This window comes from Argonema antarcticum A004/B2 (assembly GCF_023333585.1).
Taxonomy (GTDB): domain Bacteria; phylum Cyanobacteriota; class Cyanobacteriia; order Cyanobacteriales; family Aerosakkonemataceae; genus Argonema; species Argonema antarcticum.
Window position 1 is genome coordinate 1 of sequence record NZ_JAIQZN010000014.1, and the last position, 21,947, is coordinate 21,947.

The following is a 21,947-nucleotide window of genomic DNA, read 5'->3' on the forward strand; positions in this document are numbered from 1 at the left end:
CGCCGATTTATTAAGTTAATTTATCAGCGCTCTATTTAATATCTTGATTCATTTATCTAACGCCAATCTATCTGCATCTCCTGCTTATTGCTGCTTGTTGAGAATAGGTTTTTATGCCGTTTTTGATGATTCATCGCGGCTTGAATCTCTTTTTTGATTGTTGATGTCTCTTTTTATGCCAGCTTTGCTTTTTTATCTCCGTAATTTCCGATTGTGACAGTTGTGGGTGCGGAATGTGGGTTATAGGCTAATTTAGAGATAATTTACGATTAGAATTAACACAATCTTGCAAATAAAGATTAATTAATTCCTGAGAAGATATACCTTCTTCTTGAGCCACAAGTAGTACATTTAAATTGTCGCCGATTTACGGAAAGCCAAACTGACCGGTTACTAATCGGTAAGTCTCTTACTCTTTTGCTCTCTTGCCAGGGAAAACTCCCTGAAAAAAAGACAGGAAAGTTTTTATAGCTTTCCTGTCATTGCCCACCCTACATCAACTAAAAGGGAATATCATCGACATCCGGCTGATTTCCAGACATGGGTTGATTCTGATATGGCGTTGTCTTCACCTTCGGCATTACTTCTTGATATTCTTCCTCGTCATCTACTGGCGAAATAGTAGCGACGTTGGTGGTACTGTTAGAAACCGGCGAAACATTTGCTGTCGCAACGGGTGAACGATAAGACTCGGAAGCTACAGAATTAGCGGTATTTCTACCAGGAGTTGATGCTTGGGAGACAGCTTTTTGGCTGGTTGCAGCAGGTTGAAAATTATCTCCAAGGTAATGAATTCTTTGTGCGGTTAATTCAGCACGTTTATCTTTGAAGCCTTCGGGTTTGCGTTCTACAGTGATCATACTCAGACGACCTTCAATTACGACCTGCGTGCCTTTGTGACAGCGATCGTGGATTTCCTGAGCCAGATTCCTCCATCCTACTACTTTGAGAGTATTGGGTGGATCTTCTTCTCGTTGGGCTGGAAACTGCACGAGCATTTCAGCGACAGGTATTTGCTCATCCGAGGTATAGCGCAGTTGCGGGTCTTGAATCACTTCTGCCATCACAATGAAGGTATTCATAAATAGTTGTTGAGTTTTGCGAGTAGAGGTTTGAGTTATAGAGATCTAACTTGAAGGTTTCAAGCTTTCTCACTATTTCTATTTTACGCTAATTGCGCTATTAGTCATTAGTCATTAGTAGTTTTTCTGAACTGAGTATTTTGTTACCAATGACTGATGACCGATGACCAAGCTTAAAACTATTTAATTTCTTCCACGCCCTGTTCTTGGTCAACAAAGTTTTGGACACGGGCGCGGTATTCCCTCAAAGTTTCATCCACCCATTCGCGATCGCTACTGTTGGCGAAAATATGTACCAACGGTTCTCCCGCATCGGGTAAAATTAACACCCAACTGTCATTGAATCGATTGCAAATCTTTACGCCATCAATTAACTCTAAGCTATCAGCTGGATGGGTTTCTACCAAATGGCGCATCAAAGCTCCTTTCACTGTCCAAGGGCAACGAACTGAGCAGGTTTTGTGTGCGACGCGGGGTATGGATTCGCGAATGGAGGCGAGATTTCGCTCTTGGATAGTTAGCATTTCAATGAGTTTTGCAATGCAGAACATGGCATCAAATCCCGGATTCAATTGTGGGAAAATGAAACCCATTTCTCCAGAGCCGCCCAGCACCACATTAGGATGACTCTGACTCGCTTCCATTAAAGCGCTGGGATTGGCTTTGGTGCGAATAACTCTGCCATCGTGGCGACGAGCAATTTGTTCAACAGCGCTGGAGGCATGAACGGGCACCACCACTGCGCTTCTGGGGTTAGCCGTAAGCATCATATCCACCATCAAAGCGGTTAACATTTCGCCCCGAATTGGCATCCCAGCTTCATCTACCAAAATCATTTGTTCTCCGTTTGCAGATACCTGGACGCCAAAGGTAGCTTTGAGTGCTTCCACAACATGACCGAGTTGATGCAGCAAAGCTTCTCGTTCTGTTGTAGATACTCCTGTTTGATTGAGGCTGGCATTTAGGACTACGGCATCGCAACCAAACTTAGCTAATAGTTGGGGCAGCACAGCTCCTGAGACGGCATAAACATAGTCAATTACCACTTTGGAATTGCTATAGCGAATGGCTTCTATGTTGAGATGTTTCTCAAAGCTGGTGCTGTAAATATCCATGACTTGGCTGGGATAAGCCATATTGCCAATTTCGTCAATTTGGGCTCGCCGCAAGTCTTCTTTGAAATAAGCTCCCTCAATTTTTTTCTCTTGTGCTTTAGAGATATTGATGCCTTTGAAATCCAAAAATTCTATCAAAATATGATCGGCTCGGTCTGGATGTATCCGTATATGAATGCCACCGGCAACTGAGATGGTAGGAATAACTATGCGGGCAATGGGAATTGATGTTGCTTCTAGGTTCTTAATATTGATTCCCACTGACATCATACCGGCAATTAAGGAACGGGAAACCATGCGGGAGATGCTCCGCTGGTCGCGGGAGACGGCGACTTGGGAACCGGGTTTTAAGGTGGAGCCGTAAGCTGCGCCCAATTTGACTGCAAATTCGGGGGTGATATCGATGTTAGCCAATCCAGAGACGCCCCGCTGGCCGAACAAATTGCGGTGGGCGGTTTGACCCCAAATTAAGTTGATGTTTAAGGTTGCACCGGATTCAATTTGTTTGCTGGGCCAAACGCGGACGCCAGGGCCGATCTGGCTTTCTTCTCCTACGGTGGAGAGGGAACCGACGACGGCTGCTTCCAGGACGTGGGCGCGGCGGTCTACTCTGGTGCCTCTGCCGATCGTGCAGGCGCTTAGATGTGCTTCTTCGCCTATAATGGCTCCATTCCAGATGATTGGGCGTTTGAGGTTGGCGTCAGCGCCAACGGTAACGTTGTCGCCAATGATGGTTCCGGCTTCGATTTGCACTCGCGGCCCAATGCGGCAGTTGTGGCCGATCATGGCGGGGGCTTCGATTTGGGCGGTGGGGTCGATGACAGTATTTTGGCCGATCCAAATTTGGTTATTTCTGGCTCCACCAGACCTTTCTTCGTAGGGAAAGTCGAGTTTTACTTTGCGGTAGAGGCCATCATATTGGGCTTCGCGATAAGCGTCGAGATGACCGACATCGCACCAGTAGCCCTCGGCAATGTAGCCATACATGGGTATCTCTTTGTCTAGCAGCAGGGGAAAAAGGTCTTTGGAAAAGTCGCTTTCTTGTCCTGCTGGCAGATAATCTAGGACTTCTGGTTCCAAGATATAAATGCCGGTGTTGACGGTATCGGAGAAAATTTCGCTGGTGGAGGGTTTTTCTAAAAAGCGGCTGATACGGTGTTCTTCATCGGTGATGACGACGCCAAATTCGATCGGATTGGGAACGCGGGTCAAAATTATCGTGGCTTTTGACTGTCGCCGCTTGTGAAAATGTATGGCGGCGCTGAGGTCGAAGTCGGTGATACTGTCGCCGCTAATAACTAAAAAGGTTCTATCTAAGAGTTCGGCAATATTTTTGACGCAGCCTGCTGTACCCAAGGGCTGGTCTTCTTCGACCGCATAGGTCATCTGCACGCCAAAGTCACTGCCGTCGTGGAAGTAGTCGCGAATGGCGTCAGGTAAGTAGTGCAGAGTGGCAATCACTTCTTTGATATGATGCCGTTTGAGTAAATTGATTATATGTTCTGCGATCGGTCGATTCAGGATCGGCACCATTGGTTTTGGGAGATCGCAAGTCAGCGGTCTTAGCCTAGTTCCAGATCCGCCAGCCATCAGCACTGCCCGCATAATTACTCCTGTTTGCTCTCTTTTAGGGTCGTCACGAATTCTTGGCGTTCGGCTTCTCTCGTGGTCGCAGCGATCGTAAAAATACCTGTTCTGGCGTCTGTATAATTGCTGCTATCCCTCCTTAATCTTAAAGATTCGATCGCGACTAGGGACTGGAAAAGTCAAAAGTCAAAAGTCAAAAGTCCTAAGCAAGACAAGAACTGCCTGAGCGCCCATAATTGAAATTAAGTGGGTATCCGCTGGAAGGAGATTTTATGGTTAAGTTAGTTGTCATAGCATTGCTGGTGGGTTATGTAGGGGGCGTCTGGAAGTTCTGGACTGGGTTTGAGAGGACGAATTTCAACCGCAGTTTGCCTACTCGACTTTCGATGTCGGTGTTGTGGCCTGTTTTGCTGGTTAATAGGTCGTTTCGTAAGAACTTTACTAAGGCTCTCAAGGGTTAACATTTTATTGGTAGAGTGGGCTGTTGCAGTACCAAGCCGAATCTAGTGGGCGATTGTGGCTGATCGGTGGAACGACCGAAAGTGTACAACTGGCGGCTGCTCTAGCGCAAGCCCAGCTGCCTTGTACGATTTCTGTGGCTACGGAAACCGCGCGATCGCTCTATCCCGATGTGCCTCTGTTGCGTGTCTGGGTGGGGCGTATGGACGCGGCTCAAATTGGGCGATTTTTGCAAGCACAGAAAATTGTGGCGGTTCTGGACGCTTCTCACCCTTATGCAGTGGAGATTTCTCAGAATGCGATCGCTGCTTCTACCCAATTGCAAATTCCTTACTTGCGCTACGAACGTCCGCGCCTGGAGCGGGGGAGCGGGGAAGCGGGGGCCATAGGAGATTTATCAATCCAAAATCCAAAATCCAAAATCCAAAATCCAAAAATTATTCACTTAGATAGTTTTGCTACTCTTGTGGCTGGGGAATATCTGGAAGGACAGCGAGTGCTGTTGACTGTGGGATATAAAGCTTTGCCTCTGTTTCGTCCTTGGCAAGAGCGATCGACTTTATTTGCTAGGGTTTTACCTGCTAGTATTTCGATCGAAGCAGCAATAACCGCTGGGTTTACACCAGAGCGATTGTTTGCTATGCGTCCGCCCATTTCTGCCGATTTGGAAAACGCTTTATGGCGTCACTGGCAAATTTCGATGGTAGTAACTAAAGCTTCTGGTGCTAGTGGTGGCGAGGATATTAAGCGAACATTGGCAGATGAATTAGGAGTATCTTTGGTGGTAATCGAGCCGCCACTGGTTGAGTATCCGAAAGTTACTAGCGATTTGTCAGAAGCGATCGAGTTTTGTCTTAAATATAGTTGAAGGTCAGCTTAAAGGTCGCAACATTTCCCCAACAGTAATGATAACATTAGGAAACGCCAAAAGCGAAACACTCCCACTATCTGATAAAATCAACTCACTTTGATAACCATTCTGACTCGGTTCTCGAAATATATGCAGTTGCCGATTATTAACATCCAATACCCAATAATCCGCAATCCCAGACCTCGCGTAAATACCTGCTTTGAATTCGAGATCTCGACTGAGAGTTGTATCTGCAACCTCAATAATTAGATAAACTTCTGAAGGAGTTGGATGGTGGTCTTCATAATACATCCGATCTGGAATAACAAGCGCAATATCTGGTTCTGGTTCAGAGTAATCATCTAACTGAACTGGTTCTTGCACTCGCACTAAAGCCTGATTTTCTAAACGGCTTTCCAGTAGTTTTTCTGTGCGCGTAGTCGCTGCACTATGAGCTGTTCCTTTTGCTAGCATCTTGATTATCTGTCCTGCTAGTAACTCAACTCTTTCATCTGCGTTAAGAATACCAGCTTCAGCCATAAAATGATATTCTTTAGCTGTGAAAAGGCGAACATCTAAAAGCATCGTTGTCTCCTTGATTTCAAGTTTGAGATTTAAGATTGCAGATGAAAAAGTTATTTTTATCTTTTATTTTAAATCTTCCAATCTGCAATTATTCTAGTTAACATTTTGATTCATAAACCACTGCATCAAACCTGGAAATAACCGATAAGCTTCTGTTGCCAAAAATGTTTGCCCAACCACGACTTCAGACCGTTTATTCTGAACGGCATCCCAAATCGCATTGGCAATATCTTCTGGTTTACTCACCCAAGATGATTCAAGCAACTTACTCATCTGCTGACGACGCGCCTCAGTTTCCGATTCATCCCCACCGCCAAACATAGCGCGTTCCATAAAATTACTGTTAATCACTCCAGGATGAACCGCACAGACTTGGATACCTTTAGGAAATAATTCCAAACGCAAAGATTCAGTTAACCCAGTAACTGCATATTTACTAGCACAATAGGCGGTCATGTTTAGCAGCGGCATTTTTCCACCAAAAGAACCGACATTGACAATAGTTCCAGTATTTCGCTCTAAGAAATGGGGTAAAATAGCTTGAATGGTGTACACATATCCCCAGAAATTTGTATCTATAATTTTCTGCCAATCACTCAGAGAAGTTTTCTCCATTGGCGCAGTCAGACAAATGCCTGCGTTGTTAATCAAAATATCGATATTTCCGAAAGTTTGCAGCGCTTTATTTACCAGGTGTTGTACTTGCTGAAAATCTCCCATATCGGTTGAAATAGCCAAAGCAGAACGACCGAGGGTTTGGATTTCCTGCGCTACAGCTTCTAATCTATCTGGTTGACGCGCTGCTAGAACAACATCGTAACCATTACGCGCAAATAAGAGTGCTGTTGCTTTGCCACTTCCTTGAGAAGCACCAGTGATCAGAACGGTTGAAACCATAATATCATGTCCTTACGCATCGGTTACCTAAAAAATTCGTATTCTTAATTCTTATCTGTGTTCATCTGTGTTCATCTCTCTTCATCTGTGGTAAAAAATTAACCACCGATGACAACAGACAACTTGACGATATCACTCTTATGCTAACAATACAACCAAACACAATATAATTTGCGATTTAAAAATTTTTATCCACAGATTAACACAGATAATTTTAATTTTATTTCACTGTGATGATTGTTTGGATGGAATATTAGTATGCTAACGCAATTCCATCAGCGCGTGGTTCGGAAGCTGCAAAGAAAACTTTCCCTTGCCGAAAAATAATCTGACCTTTACCAAATAATCCCACATCTTTACTGACTCGAATTTCATGTCCTCTTTCGGTAAGTTCTTGTGCTATATTATGAGAAACTGCCTCCTCTAAAAGTACTCTTTTTCCAGATACAAAATGCCATCTGGGAGCATCTAAAGCTGCTTGGGGATTCATCCCATAATCTAGCATATTTACTATTACTTGTAGATGTCCTTGGGGTTGCATTGACCCTCCCATGACGCCAAATGGCCCTAACGGTTTGCCATCTTTGGTGAGAAATCCAGGGATAATCGTATGAAAAGGACGTTTTCCCCCTGCTATTTGGTTGGGATGTCCTTCTTCTAAGGTGAAACCCACGCCTCGATTATGAAGTGCAATTCCAGTGTTGGGAACGAGTATTCCACTACCAAAACCCATATAGTTGGATTGAATAAAAGAAACCATCAATTCGCCATCTGCTGCTGCTAGATAGACGGTTCCACCTTTGGGTATACCATGTTCGGCAAGAGGAATAACATTTTCGGTAATTAGATTTCTACGTTCGGCTGCATAATCTTTATTTAAAAGATGTTCAACTGGCATTTCCATAAAGCGGGAGTCGGCAATATAACGATGGGTGTCGGCAAATGCCAGTTTCATCGCTTCGATTTGCAGATGATAGCTTTCGATTGATTCGCGCTTATATTTGGCAATATCAAAACCTTCTAATATATTGAGAGCTATTAAAGCGGCTATGCCTTGTCCGTTGGGGGGAATTTCCCAAACTGTTAAACCGCGATAATCTGTGCAAATTGGCTCTACCCATTCTGGTTGATGTGTGGTAAAATCATCTATGGTTAGGAAACCACCAGTATCGGCAGCGAAGTTAGCAATTTGTTGGGCGATTTCTCCTTGATAAAAAGTTTCGCCGCCAGTGGATGCGATCGCTCTCAGCGTCCTTCCATGCAGCTCGCTCCGCCAAACTTCCCCCGCTTCTGGGGCGCGGTTTCCAGGGAAAAATACCTCTTTAAAAGGCTGAAACTCAGTCCGAGTGAGAGGTAAATATATTCTTTCGGCTCTTTTCCAAGCTTGTGCCGTTACTGGCGATACGGGGAAACCTTCCTGGGCATATCTAATTGCTGGTGCAAATAATTGCTCAAAAGGTAACTTTCCCCAACGTTCCCACAACTTTCGCCAAGCGGAAACTGCACCGGGAACAGTTACTGGTAACCATCCGGTTTCAGGCACATTATTCATCCCAGTAAATGCTTCCACGGGAAGAGATTGGGGGCTTTTTCCAGAAGCATTTAAACCGTGCAATTTTTCATCCCAAACTAAGGCAAAAGCGTCGCCACCAATGCCGTTGGAGGTGGGTTCAACTACGGTAAGTGCGATCGCCATTGCTACCGCCGCATCTACCGCATTTCCCCCAGACATGAGCATTTCCATCCCCGCCAAAGTAGCTAGGGGTTGACTTGTCGCCACTGCACCCCGCTGTCCCATCATCACCCGCCGTCCTGAAGGATAGGGGTAGTCCAGAAGAGATGAGGGGAAGAGGGGGTAGTTGCTTTCCTGATTACTTTCCACTATAATAGAAGGCAATTTCTTTCTCTTTAAGAGGGGCAAAGTCGGCGTCTATTAGCATTTGGTTGAGTTCTGCCTGGGAAATGTGCTTAGCGCCAATGCGAACAATGCGCGATCGCATCGTATTCGATACACCGCTTCTTTGCCGTCCTGCTTCTAGTCCCATCACCTTTGTGTAAAGTTCGAGTTTGGCAGGGGGAATGGGGGAACCGTCAAAGTCTAATCCTTGGGCTATAGCTAGATCGATCGCATCAGCACCGATGCTTGTTTGAGAAGTTGATGTTGTTTCCGAGGACATGGCAACCTGCAATAAAGATCACAACTTTATTCTACCAGGATGGACAAATATCTATTTCGGCTGATACCTGCCTTGAATGGCACAACAAAACTTAACAGTAATATATTAGTTATACAAGAGGAAATATAGTTTTTTTGATAAAAATAACTTCGCGATCGCTTTTTGTGATGGCACCCGTAAAATACCGTAAATGGAAATATTTGTCCACAAGGTTAATATAAATCTTCCTTTTGGTGTACTCTTGTTGATTATACTTCAGACGATCGGAGACAGTGCTTTTCCGGCCCAAACTGGAAAAGCACTCTGGCTGAAAAATAGTGACAAGAGATAAGTCTTTGTAAAAGCACTGTATCCGATTTTACAGAAGTATAGTTTCGGTATGTATTCCCAACTCAAAGAGATTTATAGATTGTGAAGCAACAATTTCAAAAATTTGTCTTCGTAACAAGTTGCACAGCCCTTACCATCATCGGCATTTCAACTTGGAAAAAAAGCTCAGAAGCCATAACCAGCAACGCAGGAACCAAGCGCCCCAATATTGTGTTCTTAATAGCCGATGACCTGGGGTATGCCGATTTACCTATGTATGGAGGTGAAGTACCAACCCCGAATATAGAAGCTTTGGCCAAGTCGGGGATGATGTTAACTAACTTCCATACCGCACCAACCTGTTCGCCCAGCCGTGCGATGTTAATCAGCGGGGTAGACAACCACGAAAATGGGTTAGCTACTATGGACGGATTACAATCCCAGGCTCAGAAAGGTCAGCCTGGATATGAAGGGTATCTCAACAACCGAGTTGTCCCCCTACCCCAACTCTTGAAAGATGCGGGCTACCACACCTATATGGTAGGTAAGTGGCATTTGGGAGAAGAGCCAGGATATCGTCCTTCCGAACGAGGCTTTGAGCAATCCTTTGCGCTGATGCAAGGTGGGGGCAGTCACTTTAATCTCGTGGGAGAGGAACCAAACGCCACATCGATATTTTTCGATAATGGTAAACGAGTCACCTCTTTGCCAGCTAACCACTACTCTTCCCGGACTTATACCGACAAAGCGATTGAATACATCAATAAAAATCGCGGCGACGGCAAACCATTCTTTGTTTACACTTCCTACCAAGCGGTTCACGCCCCCTTACACGCGCCTGACGAATATATCCAAAAGTATATGGGCAAGTATGACATGGGCTGGGATAAGTTGCGGGAACAACGCTTCAATCGCCAGAAGCAGCTGGGGTTAATTCCCGACTACGTATCCTTGCCACCCAGATGGCCAATGGTGCCCGCCTGGGATAGTTTGTCTCCCGAAGAGAGGCGCTTTAATTCTAAAAAAATGGCAATCTATGCGGGGATGCTAAACGCTCTAGACGATAACATAGGTAGACTGGTTACCCACTTAAAACAGATTGGTGAATATGACAATACAGTCTTCGTCTTTCTGTCGGACAATGGTGGTTCTGGTCTAGACTTTGTAAACACAACAAATGGCAAAGAATCTCCTTCTCCTGAGTTCCAGGAATGGTTTAAGAAGGTAGGAATGAACAACAGCTATGAGAATATAGGAAGAGTTAACTCCTACGTTTCTTTAGGTATAAATTGGGCGCAACCATCAACAACACCTTTACTATGGAGTAAAGCAAGGCACTCTGAAGGCGGGGTTCGCGTACCAGCATTCATTTCATATTCTGGTGGTGGCGTGATGTCGGGACGCAAAAGTGATGCCTTTACCCGCGAAGTAGACATTGTGCCCACTGTGCTAAATTACGCAGGGGTTAATCCTCCGGGAAATACTTACCAAGGTCGTCCCGTTGTTCCCTTAGAGGGGCGTTCTCTACGTCCTTTCCTAGAAGGCAAATCAGCGCAGGTATATAGTCCGACCGAACCGATTGTACAAGAAGTTTTCGGTACTAGCAACAAGTTTGTGGTTTTAGGAGACTGGAAAATTCTGCAACTAAATCCACCCTGGGGGGATAGAACCTGGAAACTTTATAATCTTCGGATGGACCCCAGAGAATTGAACGATCTGTCCGAGGTTTATCCCGATCAGTTGAAAAAGATGGTGGCCATATACGATCGCTACGCAAAAGATATGCGAATCGTCCCAGGCGATCCTGAATCTGGATACTAGCGCTAATACAAATTGGGCTTTTGTAATAGTGATTAGAGCTTGGGTAATCATAATTATTATTAACTGATTACCCATTACTATTTTCAAATTGCTTGAATCCACTCGCGTACTTCGTACTCAGTCCAAATACCGTTTTGCCAATATGGATCGGCTTCAATCAACTGGCGGACGGTAGCTTCGTCTGTAGCTTCGTAAATACCGAAGACTTTGGTTAAATCTTTGGTGGGGCCGATCGTAATTAGGATACCAGATTCTTTTTGAGCGGCAAGTCCATCTAAATGAGCTTGACGGTAGGGTGTCCGTTTTTCTAGGACATCACTGCAATAACTTCCCCACAATACATACTTAGGCATAGGGCGATTTTGGATTTTAGATTTTGGATTTTGGATTTTAGATTTTGGATTATACCAAATCCGGTTGCCTAGACGACTAAAGTCGCGGCTACACAAACAAAGCCCGCCTGCGCGGGCTTCAAGAAAAAGGGGATAGTGGAACCTCTCCGTTGCGGAGAGGGGGCAGGGGCAAGGGGGTTAACCCGGATTTGGTATTAAATCCAAAATCCAAAATCCAAAATCCAAAATCTAAAATCGATTAACTTCTCAGACTAACGCTGAACTTTTCGGCGAGGGCTTCGCGGACTTTTTGATGTACGGGTTCGATGTCTTCGTCGGTGAGAGTACGATCGCTCGCTCTATATACTAACCGAAATGCCAGACTGCGTTGGCCTTCTGGGACATTCTCACCCTTATATTCATCAAACAATTCCACAGACTCCAATAGATTACCAGCAGCTTTAGCCATTACCCGTTCAAGTTCCGCAACATGAACAGCAGAGGGTGCAAAGAAAGCAATATCGCGATCGGATGTGGGAAAATTGGAATAAGAGTGGAACGTAGGAATAAAGTTTTCATCCCGATCCAGATAATCTAGCAACACATCCAAATCCAGCTCGAAAACGTAGACTGCATCAGGCAAATCCCGTTCTTTTCGCAATTGGGGATGAAGTTGTCCAAAAGTCCCCAAACGATCGCCCTGCACCCACAAAGATGCCGTGCGTCCCGGATGCAGACGTTCATCGCGCCGGTCTGGTTGGTATTCTACTTGAAAATTTAATCGCCCAAACACACTTTCTAGAACACCCTTCGCCTCAAACCAAGTCATCGGTTCTTCCCGACCAGACCGACTCCAGCGACCGAGTGTAGGATCGCCTCCTATAATACCAGCCAAGGAGTCTGCTTCCATTAGCCCATCTTCTTCTTGCCAGAAGATCCGACCAATTTCAAACCCGTTCAGCGGGCCATTGCCCTGTTCCAGATTGTATTGAAAAGCATCGATGAGCCCAGATATAATATCTTTCCGCAAAGCTGAATATTCGGCAAACATAGGATTGCGAAGCACAATTTTTGCATCGCCTTCCGGTTTCACCAGGGAGTAATGCACCAATTCAGTCAATCCAGATCCCCGGAAAGCTTCTCGCAGTTTTCGGGTTAGTAGTTGGTCAGCTGAAAGATACCCTGCTTCTGTCTCTTCTGGCAAATCGTCGCAGAAATTGTCGTAACCGTACAAACGGGCAATTTCTTCTATTAAATCGATTTCCCGCTCTAAATCTCGATAGCGATAGGGCGGTACAGTCACCGAAAAGACTCCCTCTTGTGCCGTGGGAACAACTTTACATCCCAAAGCGGTGAGGATACGTTGGATTTCCTCTGCTTGGAGTTCCCCAATATCATCTTCTCCCAAGTCTACCGGGCCTAAAACTTGGTTTACGCGATCGAGACGCAGTTCGATCGATCGCGTCCAAGCCGACTGATTTGGCCTAGCATCCGCCATTTCTTGCCCCACCACGACGCCACCTGCCAATTCGCAGATCATCCCTATAGCACGGCGACAGGCCACTTCCAATTCTGCCTGATTAACGCCCCGTTCGTAGCGGGCCGAAGCCTCAGTCCGCAAACCTTGACTGCGGGCAGAACGACGAATGGCCATCATATCGAACAGGGCGGCTTCCAAAAGGATATTTTGAGTTTCGTCGTGGACTTCGGTTTCTTCACCGCCCATGACCCCAGCAAGGGCGACTGGTTTGTCATTAGCTGTAATCAGGAGAGTTTGCGGTTGGAGGGTGCGGGTTTGATTGTCGAGAGTTTTAAAAGATTCTCCTGCGTTAGCGAAACGGACGCCAATAGTCAGGGAATCTTTACCTCCTACGGCTAATAAGCGATCGCGATCGAAAGCGTGCAGTGGCTGACCCCATTCCAATAGAATGTAGTTAGTGATATCAACTACATTGTTAATAGGTCGAACCCCAGATGCTTGTAGACGTCGTTGTAACCAATCGGGAGAAGGGCCAATTTTTACTTGTGCGATCGTAGTTCCAATGTATGCAGGACAAGCTTGAGGCTCCTGAATTTTCAGATTTAGGCCCGATCCTCGATCTGGAATTGATACCTCAACTGCTTCTGGTAATTTCAAGGTAGCCCCAGTCAGCGCTGCTACCTCCCGCGCTATACCTACTATACTCAAAGCATCAGCTCGATTAGCGGTTGCCGTTATGTCTAAAATCGCATCATCTAGACCCAGCAGAGGCCGAACATCCCAGCCTAATTCCACGTTTTCTGCTTCAAAACTATGAATTCCAGCCGATTCTTTTGCCAGACCGAGTTCTGCTAGAGAACAAATCATCCCCTCCGAGCGGATGCCCCGCAGTTTTGTAGGTCGAAGTTTCAGATCGATGATGGGTAGATATGTACCGATAGTAGCTACTGGCACATACAGGTCTGCCCGGACATTCGCCGCTCCGCAGACTATATTTAAAGGTGCCGCCGCACCGATATCCACTTCGCAGACTCTCAACTTATCGGCATTGGGATGGGGTTGACAACTAAGCACTTTGCCGACAACCACACCATCAGCCCAAGTGCGCCGATCTTCAATATCTTCCACTTCAAACCCAGCCATCGTCAGGGTATGAGCCAACTCTTCTGGGGTCATCGTGAAATCGACCAGTTCCCGCAGCCAGTTCAGAGAGATACGCATTTGCTCTTGATGCCTTTACCTATATCAGACTGACTATTTTATCAAGGGCTAGGGCTAGGAAAGTCAAAAGTCAAAAGTCAAAAGTCAAAAGTCAAAAGAATGATTCTTTTACCTCTGCCCCCCTTACCCCCTCCCCTCTGCCCCCCGATCCAAGGCTCTTTGTTACCTTTCCAGGCTCGCTAGGGCATTCTAGGTATAGGTGAGTTAAATGGTTAGGCAATTTCATGGTAAGTAAATATTCGGATATTTACGAACACTTTAAGTACTGTTAGTGTTTCTTTATCAACTCTTTAAAATATTTTTTCCACAGATACCACTGTATTTGTTCATTTATGCCCAGATAATGAAAGTAGGGCACTCTAAGACCGCTGATTAATCCTGAAGCGAGTGAAGCTGAATGAGCTATTGCTTAAATCCAGCCTGTCCCAATCCAGAAAACCCGGAGCATACCGACATTTGTCAGGCGTGTGGAACCAACCTGCGGCTACGCGATCGCTATCGCTCCACAAAACCACTGGGACAAGGTGGTTTTGGGGCTACTTTTTTAGCCGTAGACGAGTTGTTGCCCGGTCAGCCCAGCTGCGTGATCAAGCAACTGCGCCCCACGGCCACAGCACCCCACGTCTTCCAGATGGCGCGAGAGCTGTTTGAGCGCGAGGCCAAAACCCTGGGTAAGATTGGCAACCATCCCCAAGTGCCGCGACTGCTCGATTACTTTGAAGACAATCAACAATTTTATTTGGTTCAGGAGTATGTTTCCGGCTCAACCCTACAGCGGGAAGTCAAACAAAACGGCCCATTTAGCGAAGAGGGCGTCAAACAATTCTTGAGCGAACTGCTGCCGGTGTTGCACTACATCCACGGTCAGCAGGTAATTCACCGCGACATCAAGCCTGCCAACCTAATTCGCCGCCAAGAAGACAAAAAACTGGTGCTGATTGACTTTGGAGCCGTTAAAAACCAAGTAACCCCAACAGGGTCGAGTGCTTCTGAGCAAACTGCCTTGACTGCTTATGCCATCGGCACCCCTGGTTTTGCCCCACCAGAGCAAATGGCAATGCGCCCGGTTTACGCCAGCGATATCTACGCCGCTGGCGTCACTTGCATTTATCTACTCACTGCAAAATCTCCCAAAGACTTAGACTACAATCCCTCAACAGGCGAGATGCTCTGGGAAAAACACATCCGCGTCAGCCCGCATTTTGTCGAAGTCCTCAAGAAAATGCTGGAGGTGTCAGTCCGGCATCGTTATCAGTCTTCTAATGAAGTTCTCAGAGCCCTGGAGCTAGAGCCATACATGGATAGCTTAGCTCAGGGTCTGATCTCTCCCTCTACTGGTATCTCCCAGCCACCTGCAAGCAGATTGGGGCCAATTTCAGGAGGTTCGGCAGCAGGTGCTTCAGGAGGTTCGGCAGGGTCGGCGAATGTCTCGCGTGCGGCAATGGCTATTCGGGCAAGGCGAACCAGGCTAGAAGGAACGGATATAAACTCCGGCATAGCAGGAAGTCGCAGCGGTATGGGTAGAACTGGTGGTAACGTAGGACAGAGCAGCGGTTCTAACGGAAATAAAAATAAGGTGCCGCGCAAGCTAGATTCCCAAGAGGTGCAATCGGCCTATAACAAAGGCAGACGGGATTTTGCACAACAAAATCTCAGCTTGCTGAATCTGCAAAAAACTAACTTATCGGAAGCTATTTTCCACCAAGCTAGGTTGAACAAAACAAATCTTGTTGGAGCCAATTTGTTTCAGGCCGATTTTGGTCGGGCGAGTTTAAATTACGCAATCCTGAAGGATGCTAACTTGGGCAGGGCTTATTTAAGCTACGCCGACTTAGAAGGGGCCGATCTGAGAGGGGCTGACCTCAGTTACGCTCATCTGAGCAATGCTAATCTCCGGGGCGCGAATCTGTGTGGAGCCAATCTTACGGGGGCCCGAATCACAGAAGAGCAGTTGGCTATGGCAAAGACAAATTGGATGACTGTGCGACCCAGCGGTAAGAGAGGTTTGTGGTGAATTGGTCATTAGTCATTAGTCATTGGTCATTAGTCATTAGTCATTGGTCATTAGTCATTGGTCATTAGTCATGAGTTATTAGTCATTGGTCATTGGTCATTGGGTAAAGGAGATAAAATGTCAAGTAAGAGATTTCAGGATTTGCGGGTTTATCAATTGGCAGAACGATTAGCAGACGAAATATGGGAAATTGTTGACGGATGGAAGCAGTTGGCAAAAGATACTTTAGGTAAACAGATTATCCGTCCAGCAGATAGCATTGCTGCCAATATCGCGGAAGGAGTGGGGAGAGGCAGTTACCAAGATAATCGACGCTTTGTGAAAATAGCGAGAGGTTCTTTGAATGAAACACAACACTGGTTAAGAAGGGATTATTACAGAAAACTATTAACTGCTGAACAAGTAAATACACTCAAACAAATGATTAATAACTTATCGCCCCAATTGAACGCATACCTCAAATCAATTGGCAACATTCCAGACAAGAAATGACTAATGACTAAATGACTAATGACTAAATGACTAATAACTAATGATTAAGACAGCACTGATTACAGGAATAACAGGTCAAGACGGCTATTATCTCAGCCTCTTGCTCTTGGAAAAGGGTTATCGCGTTGTGGGATTGTTGCCACCACAGCGTCAAAGTAATATAGCAAAGCTGGGTTCTCTCGCCAGTCAGGTTGAGGTTTATGCTGTAGACCTGACTGATAGTGAGGCGCTTGAGGTTGCGGTCGAACAAACGCAGCCCCAAGAGATTTACAATTTGGCAGCGCCTTCTTTCGTACCGGATTCGTGGAATGACCCGTTGGGAACGCTAGACTTGATAACTGGAACGGCAACGAGATTGTTGGCGGCGGTACGCAAGGCAGGACTGGCAACGCGGTTTTATCAAGCTAGCAGTTCCGAGATGTTTGGGGATGTAGATCGATCGCCTCAAGACGAACAGACCCCCTTTCGGCCCATGAACCCTTATGCGGCGGCAAAATTGCACGCTCACTGGACAATGGTGCATCACCGCCAACGCTACGGGTTGTTTGCTTGTAGCGGTATTTTATACAACCATGAATCGCCCCGACGCCCTCCTCAATTTGTCACCCGTAAAGTATGTTTGGCGGCAGCAGCAATTAAATTAGGGTTGAGTGACACGATTGAAATGGGCAATCTGGATGCAAAACGCGACTGGGGTTATGCTGGTGATTATGTAGAAGCAATGTGGCGGATGTTGCAAGCGGATATACCGGAAGATTATGCGATCGGGACTGGCGAGCTGCATAGCGTTCGGGAATTAGTCGCTGCTGCTTTTGAGTGTGTGGGACTGGATTGGACTCGAAGAGTAATCGTAGAGCCGAAGTTATTCCGAGCCGATGAACATTTTCAGTTGGTAGCAAATCGAGCCAAAGCCAAAAATAACCTCAAATGGGAGCCTCAAGTTAGCTTTGAGGCTCTCATTGAAAAAATGGTGTTGAAAGATTTGGAACGACTGGAAAATGGCACTATCACGCCTGCCGCCCTAAGTACACCCAAATAAACCAAAAGCTTGAGTTGGGGAAGTGAAAATTCATCAAAATTTGGAGAAGATGGTTAACACCAAAACCAGCTACGTCTTCGTTTTTCTAGAAATTTTCGCGGGCGAAGGTGGTATTCAGTCTTACGTTAAAGATATTTGGCGAGCTTATCTCGCTTTACCAGATTCGGAACTAGCCCAGGTGTTTCTACTGCGGGATAAACCGATCGGCGATAATCCCTTTGAGTCCAAAAACCTCAAATTTCATTATTTTAAAAGTTTGCACCCGATGTTGGGGCGAATGAAGCTGAGTGCTTCGTTACTTGCTTGTTTGTGGCGTCAGCGTCCGGCTCATGTTTTCTGCGGTCACATCAATCTCGCTCCTCTGGTGCGGACTATATGCCAACGGTTTGATATTCCCTACACTATCTTGACCTACGGTAAGGAGGTCTGGGAGCCGCTACCGCAACCATACCAAAGGGCTCTGAGGTGCGCGGCTGGGATTTGGACTATTAGCCGCTATAGTAGCTCTAGGCTTTGCTACTCGAACGGGATCGATCGCCAGCAAGTAAAACTTCTACCTTGTTGTGTTGATGGCGATGCCTTTACTCCTGGCCCTAAACCTCCGGCGCTGGTAGAGCGGTACGATCTTGAAGGTGCTAAAGTCTTGATGACGGTGGCGCGGCTGTGGTCTGGAGATATCTATAAGGGTGTGGATGTAACTATTCGGGCGTTGAGCGCGATCGCAAAAGTATTCCCAAATGTCAAATATTTAGTCATCGGTCGCGGCGACGATCGGCCTCGCTTAGCCCAGTTAGCCCAAGACTTGGGTGTTGGCGATCGCGTCATCTTTGCCGGTTTCGTCCCCACAGAAGATTTAGTCGAACACTATCGCGTTGCTGATGCCTACATCATGCCCTCACAAGAAGGATTTGGCATTGTCTACCTAGAGGCGATGGCTTGTGGGGTTCCCGTACTATCGGGTGACGCTGATGGGTCAGCAGACCCCTTGCAGGACGGGCGTTTGGGCTGGCGAGTCCCCCACCGCGATCCAGAAGCCGTAGCCGCAGCTTGCATCGAAATCCTCAAAGGCGATGACCAACGCTGTGACAGCCAATGGCTGCGACAGGAATCTCTCGCCCACTTCGGCAGGGATGCTCTCGTACAGCAATTAAAAGAACTTTTGGCGAAAACTAGAACGGAGGGGCTAGAAAAGTCAAAAGTCAAAAGTCAAAAGTCAAAAGAAAATAGGGGCTAGGGGCCAGGGGAACAGGGGAGAGAATTGTAGATTTTATTTCAATCCAAAATCCTCTCTTGCGAAGGTGGGCATCGTGACGGGAACCGCCAAGACGCCCACTTCGCGCAAAATCCAAAATCTAAAATTCCCCTCTGCCCGTCCCTTACCGGAACTCGCTATGCTAGAGGCAGACCAAGATGAGATGCAGAAAATGGGCAGCATCAGAACCTCTCAATTGAATCTTTCAGGCTTTGGCTGTGCTATCACCCTGCTGGTAATGTTTTGGGTGTTGGGTGCTGTTGGGCTGGGCTGGTTAGTTAAATCTTTTGTGATTTTGGTAATCCTCATCCTCATGGCACCCGTGATAGCGTTCTTTGCGTTTCGCTGGTGGCTGCAACGCAACCTAGTTGAGGACAAATGTCCCGTTTGTGGCTATCAACTAACTGGGTTAAATCAGACTGATATGCGGTGCCCCAGCTGTAGTGAACCCCTGCGGATGGAGCAAGGCCATTTTAGCCGCATCACTCCTCCCGGTACTATTGATGTTCAAGCAGTTGAGGTTTCAGCTAAACAAATCGAAGATTGAAGACGAATACCACGGCTCTTCCGTATTTACTATGCTATTTTGAGCAGAGGGGAGAGGGTAAGAGGAGCGCTTGTGCAGAGGGTCGGGGTAAGAGGTATAAAAATGTTATTTATTTGAACAAAAGCATCACAACTTTAAAAGAGCCGGAATTATGTTGATTATCGGTTCTTTTGTTTTATATAAGCTGTAGGGACACGGCATAATAAAATCTTTTGGATGACCGACTGATGAGTGATATCGTCAAATTGTCTGTTGTTATCGTTGGTTAAGTTTTTACCGCAGATGAAGAATGATGAACGCAGATTAACGCAGATAAGAGAACAAGGCAAATTTTTTAGGTAACCGATGTTTAAGGACAGCTTAATATCAACATATCTATCCAGATAATTTTGAGCTTTAAGGAACTATCTTATAATTATCCTTATGCAGAAGAAAAGTAGCAATTCATCTCAAATATCTTGGCAGAAGCGATCGCATAAACTGCCTCTGGGCGTTCGTCGTTGCGGTGCTTGGGTTGTGGAAGTGTCCCTGATTGTGGCTGCTGGGGTAGTTCCCTTCAGTATAGGCTTATATGCAGAGTCACAGCGGACTAGCGAACCTGTTCCTCTGAATCCTTTGCTGGTGACTACTCAGGACGCGATCGCGCAAACCCTCGCTTTGCCAATTTATCAAAAAAATCGACAGGTGACACCAGCCACTAATTTCCTTTGGAGTGCGGCGCTGGTGGCTCCTCTAATCGTCGCTAGCTGGCAACTCTACAGGCTGGGAGTGAGCGGCCAAACTCCTGCCAAACGTTGGTTTGGCGTTCAAGTGACGACAGCAGAGGGCGATCCCCCCGGTTTAAGGCGGGCTTTGGTGCGCGAAAGTTTCGGTCGATGGGGCTTGTCGGGGGGAATTGCCTTCACCGTCTGGCGCTACATTGGTGCCTATCCAGACTTGAGCGTTTTGACGGGTTTGCTTGGGTTGCTGCTGCTGTTCGATGGACTCAGCGGGAATTTACATCGCCGACGCCGGACACTGCATGACAGAATTGCAGGAACATTGGTTGTGGATACGACTAAAATCGATCGTTCCCTAACGGCTACTTTTCCGCCATCACCGCCACGCTGGCTTATCGAGAAACACGGTAGCACAGGAACTCTTGTGCATAGTAGTAGCACAGGAGCATTTCCTCTGGGCACTCGCTTGATTTGGGACTGGATGCGTCGGCATTCTCGTATAACCTTGACGATCCTGTTTGCAGTCAGCACGATCGTTGTGGCGGGAGCTTTTGTGGCAGCCCAAATTTACAGTCAAACTCAGGACAATCGGCTAATAGCCGAATACCAGAAAAATAAGGTATTTATTGCCCTTACAGAGCGGATAACCGCTACTGCTAACGGGACAATAGCAGAGCGACTCTCAGCAATTTTGGCTCTAGGATCTACAAAAGACGATCCACGGGTAGTAAGGTTATTAGTCGATTTGCTGGCTCAAGAAAAAGAGCCAAAAGCGATCGAAACAATTCAGCAAGTTTTGGTGACAATTGGCCTCGATGCTTTGCCAGAATTGCAACGATCGAATCAGACTTTAGCTAAAGACCTTGATTCTCTACAGCTTAGCAACACCCAACAACAGTCTGAGGCGATTTCATCCAAATCGTCAGTAGCGCCGGAGAATGAAAACGCACTTACCGATGAGGAAATATCGAAAAATCCATACGCACTGGCTCGTCTGCGACTCCACGCCACTCAAGAAGCGATCGCTAATATTCTTATTCTTAACAATAATCCAAGTAGGGTCAAAGATCTCAGCCGGACGACACTAGGCCAAACATTCGGTTCGGCACCTTTCGCTTTGGTACTTGACAAAATCGACTTATCCGGGATTAATTTTCGAGAGACAATCTTAACTGGTGCTAGTTTTCAAGGCAGTCGCTTCATCGGTGCCGGTGAAGATAACCGTTTGGGGACATTCGACGATGCTTTAGCAGATTTAAGCGGTGCCGAACTCAAGCAAGCTAACCTGACTGGTGCGATTTTAAATCATATTTCAATGCAAAATGCCAGTCTAATTCTCGCTACTCTCAATCAGGCAGACTTATTTCAGGCTAACCTAAAAGGTGCCAACCTTAGCAGTGCTAAACTGATTGCGGCTTCTTTGCAGCAAGCTGTCTTAGAAAATGCCAGTTTAACTGGTGCTGATTTGACAGAAGCCAATTTATCCCAAGCTAATCTGTATGGGGCTAGTTTAACTAGAGTAAGTGCGGTGGGAACACAATTGCAGTTGGCTAATCTGACTCAATCCGACTGGCGAGACGCCGATTTGTCTGGCGCTAATTTGACTCGTGCTGTACTCAAAAATGCTAACCTTAGCTCTACCCGACTTAAGGGCACTAATTTTAGCAGTGCCCAGTTACAGAATGTTAATTTGAGGAATGCCGATCTGAGTATGGCAGATTTCCGGGGTGCGAATCTGGAGGGAGCGGATTTTCAGGGTGCAATTTTTGTCGCCTCTAACCAACCTACTGGACAGGATCAATTTATTCAAACGCCAAATATTGCAACAGGCCCTCGCCTTAAGGGCGTTAATTTTAATAAATCTAAAAATTTAGACGCTGAGCAACTTGCGTATATTTGCGCTCAAGGCGGGCGTCACGATCGCTGTCCGTAGTTAAGTAGGTGGCGCGTAAATATACTGAAGACTCAG

The 21,947-nt window shown here is 46.3% G+C and carries 18 protein-coding genes; 9 read left to right on the forward strand and 9 right to left on the reverse strand.

Translation table 11 applies throughout. From position 1 onward, the window contains the following. Nucleotides 1-299: 299 nt before the first annotated feature. The 3 genes from LAY57_RS36440 to LAY57_RS08570 all read right to left on the reverse strand — a co-directional run bounded on the left by LAY57_RS36440 (nt 300) and on the right by LAY57_RS08570 (nt 3,802). A complete protein-coding gene (locus tag LAY57_RS36440; protein ID WP_420839073.1) occupies nt 300-398 on the reverse strand; it encodes a hypothetical protein in 99 nt (32 codons plus the stop codon). Between the two features lie 102 nt (nt 399-500). Beyond that, nucleotides 501-1,082: a single-stranded DNA-binding protein gene (locus LAY57_RS08565; protein ID WP_249065990.1), complete on the reverse strand. Its 582-nt coding sequence runs from the start codon at nt 1,080-1,082 to the stop codon at nt 501-503. A gap of 179 nt (nt 1,083-1,261) precedes the next feature. Next, nucleotides 1,262-3,802, reverse strand: a complete 2,541-nt coding sequence (locus LAY57_RS08570) for a mannose-1-phosphate guanyltransferase (protein WP_249065991.1) — start codon at nt 3,800-3,802, stop codon at nt 1,262-1,264. Nucleotides 3,803-4,056: 254 nt separating this feature from the next. Here LAY57_RS08570 and LAY57_RS08575 point away from each other — a divergent pair, with 254 nt between their 5' ends. Both LAY57_RS08575 and LAY57_RS08580 read left to right on the forward strand, forming a co-directional pair. Further along, nucleotides 4,057-4,245 carry a hypothetical protein gene (locus tag LAY57_RS08575; protein ID WP_249065992.1) on the forward strand — a complete coding sequence of 63 codons (189 nt, stop codon included), beginning with the start codon at nt 4,057-4,059 and terminating at the stop codon, nt 4,243-4,245. 23 nt (nt 4,246-4,268) lie between these two features. Next, nucleotides 4,269-5,111 carry a cobalt-precorrin-6A reductase gene (locus LAY57_RS08580; protein ID WP_249065993.1) on the forward strand — a complete coding sequence of 281 codons (843 nt, stop codon included), beginning with the start codon at nt 4,269-4,271 and terminating at the stop codon, nt 5,109-5,111. Nucleotides 5,112-5,114: 3 nt separating this feature from the next. Here the strand turns inward: LAY57_RS08580 and LAY57_RS08585 are convergent, their stop codons facing one another. The 4 genes from LAY57_RS08585 to LAY57_RS08600 form a co-directional block, all read right to left on the reverse strand. Further along, nucleotides 5,115-5,678: a Uma2 family endonuclease gene (locus LAY57_RS08585; protein WP_249065994.1), complete on the reverse strand. Its 564-nt coding sequence runs from the start codon at nt 5,676-5,678 to the stop codon at nt 5,115-5,117. Between the two features lie 93 nt (nt 5,679-5,771). After that, nucleotides 5,772-6,575 (reverse strand): SDR family NAD(P)-dependent oxidoreductase, encoded by an 804-nt coding sequence (locus LAY57_RS08590; RefSeq protein ID WP_249065995.1) that lies wholly within the window; start codon nt 6,573-6,575, stop codon nt 5,772-5,774. 253 nt (nt 6,576-6,828) lie between these two features. Then, nucleotides 6,829-8,472, reverse strand: a complete 1,644-nt coding sequence (gene ggt, locus LAY57_RS08595) for a gamma-glutamyltransferase (RefSeq protein ID WP_249065996.1) — start codon at nt 8,470-8,472, stop codon at nt 6,829-6,831. Beyond that, nucleotides 8,447-8,752: a small RNA NsiR4-regulated ssr1528 family protein gene (locus tag LAY57_RS08600; protein WP_249065997.1), complete on the reverse strand. Its 306-nt coding sequence runs from the start codon at nt 8,750-8,752 to the stop codon at nt 8,447-8,449. Before LAY57_RS08600 ends, ggt begins: the two co-directional genes overlap by 26 nt. 411 nt (nt 8,753-9,163) lie before the next feature. On the opposite strand from LAY57_RS08600, the gene LAY57_RS08605 reads away from it, so the two are divergent. Continuing rightward, complete coding sequence (locus LAY57_RS08605) at nt 9,164-10,882, forward strand: sulfatase family protein (RefSeq protein WP_249065998.1); 1,719 nt, start codon at nt 9,164-9,166, stop codon at nt 10,880-10,882. A gap of 83 nt (nt 10,883-10,965) precedes the next feature. On the opposite strand, the gene LAY57_RS08610 is transcribed toward LAY57_RS08605, so the two are convergent. Further along, nucleotides 10,966-11,235, reverse strand: a complete 270-nt coding sequence (locus tag LAY57_RS08610) for a YciI family protein (protein WP_249065999.1) — start codon at nt 11,233-11,235, stop codon at nt 10,966-10,968. A gap of 238 nt (nt 11,236-11,473) precedes the next feature. Beyond that, complete coding sequence (gene pheT, locus LAY57_RS08615; protein ID WP_249066000.1) at nt 11,474-13,915, reverse strand: phenylalanine--tRNA ligase subunit beta; 2,442 nt, start codon at nt 13,913-13,915, stop codon at nt 11,474-11,476. Between the two features lie 397 nt (nt 13,916-14,312). Here pheT and LAY57_RS08620 point away from each other — a divergent pair, with 397 nt between their 5' ends. The 6 genes from LAY57_RS08620 (at nt 14,313) to LAY57_RS08645 (ending at nt 21,911) form a co-directional block, all read left to right on the forward strand. Further along, the gene (locus LAY57_RS08620) at nt 14,313-15,929 is read left to right on the forward strand and encodes a serine/threonine-protein kinase (RefSeq protein ID WP_249066001.1); all 1,617 of its coding nucleotides are present in this window, start codon (nt 14,313-14,315) and stop codon (nt 15,927-15,929) included. Between the two features lie 117 nt (nt 15,930-16,046). Then, nucleotides 16,047-16,421: a four helix bundle protein gene (locus LAY57_RS08625; protein WP_249066002.1), complete on the forward strand. Its 375-nt coding sequence runs from the start codon at nt 16,047-16,049 to the stop codon at nt 16,419-16,421. Between the two features lie 40 nt (nt 16,422-16,461). Then, nucleotides 16,462-17,460, forward strand: a complete 999-nt coding sequence (locus LAY57_RS08630; RefSeq protein WP_249066003.1) for a GDP-mannose 4,6-dehydratase — start codon at nt 16,462-16,464, stop codon at nt 17,458-17,460. Nucleotides 17,461-17,509: 49 nt separating this feature from the next. Beyond that, nucleotides 17,510-18,694, forward strand: a complete 1,185-nt coding sequence (locus LAY57_RS08635) for a glycosyltransferase (RefSeq protein WP_249066004.1) — start codon at nt 17,510-17,512, stop codon at nt 18,692-18,694. Nucleotides 18,695-18,767: 73 nt separating this feature from the next. Next, nucleotides 18,768-19,259: a DUF2614 family zinc ribbon-containing protein gene (locus tag LAY57_RS08640; RefSeq protein WP_338022378.1), complete on the forward strand. Its 492-nt coding sequence runs from the start codon at nt 18,768-18,770 to the stop codon at nt 19,257-19,259. A 423-nt stretch (nt 19,260-19,682) separates the two neighbouring features. Continuing rightward, nucleotides 19,683-21,911 carry a pentapeptide repeat-containing protein gene (locus LAY57_RS08645; protein WP_249066005.1) on the forward strand — a complete coding sequence of 743 codons (2,229 nt, stop codon included), beginning with the start codon at nt 19,683-19,685 and terminating at the stop codon, nt 21,909-21,911. Nucleotides 21,912-21,947 lie beyond the last annotated feature (36 nt).

Bases quoted from the DNA above. Each gene is read 5' to 3' on its own strand.
- LAY57_RS08570 (WP_249065991.1), bottom strand. From the start codon at position 3,802: ATGCGGGCAGTGCTGATGGCTGGCGGATCTGGAACTAGGCTAAGACCG.
- LAY57_RS08590 (WP_249065995.1), bottom strand. From the start codon at position 6,575: ATGGTTTCAACCGTTCTGATCACTGGTGCTTCTCAAGGAAGTGGCAAA.
- LAY57_RS08575 (WP_249065992.1), top strand. From the start codon at position 4,057: ATGGTTAAGTTAGTTGTCATAGCATTGCTGGTGGGTTATGTAGGGGGC.
- LAY57_RS08620 (WP_249066001.1), top strand. From the start codon at position 14,313: ATGAGCTATTGCTTAAATCCAGCCTGTCCCAATCCAGAAAACCCGGAG.
- LAY57_RS08630 (WP_249066003.1), top strand. From the start codon at position 16,462: ATGATTAAGACAGCACTGATTACAGGAATAACAGGTCAAGACGGCTAT.
- LAY57_RS08625 (WP_249066002.1), top strand. From the start codon at position 16,047: ATGTCAAGTAAGAGATTTCAGGATTTGCGGGTTTATCAATTGGCAGAA.
- LAY57_RS08600 (WP_249065997.1), bottom strand. From the start codon at position 8,752: ATGTCCTCGGAAACAACATCAACTTCTCAAACAAGCATCGGTGCTGAT.
- LAY57_RS08565 (WP_249065990.1), bottom strand. From the start codon at position 1,082: ATGAATACCTTCATTGTGATGGCAGAAGTGATTCAAGACCCGCAACTG.
- LAY57_RS08610 (WP_249065999.1), bottom strand. From the start codon at position 11,235: ATGCCTAAGTATGTATTGTGGGGAAGTTATTGCAGTGATGTCCTAGAA.
- LAY57_RS08645 (WP_249066005.1), top strand. From the start codon at position 19,683: ATGCAGAAGAAAAGTAGCAATTCATCTCAAATATCTTGGCAGAAGCGA.
- LAY57_RS08635 (WP_249066004.1), top strand. From the start codon at position 17,510: ATGGTTAACACCAAAACCAGCTACGTCTTCGTTTTTCTAGAAATTTTC.
- pheT (WP_249066000.1), bottom strand. From the start codon at position 13,915: ATGCGTATCTCTCTGAACTGGCTGCGGGAACTGGTCGATTTCACGATG.
- LAY57_RS08585 (WP_249065994.1), bottom strand. From the start codon at position 5,678: ATGCTTTTAGATGTTCGCCTTTTCACAGCTAAAGAATATCATTTTATG.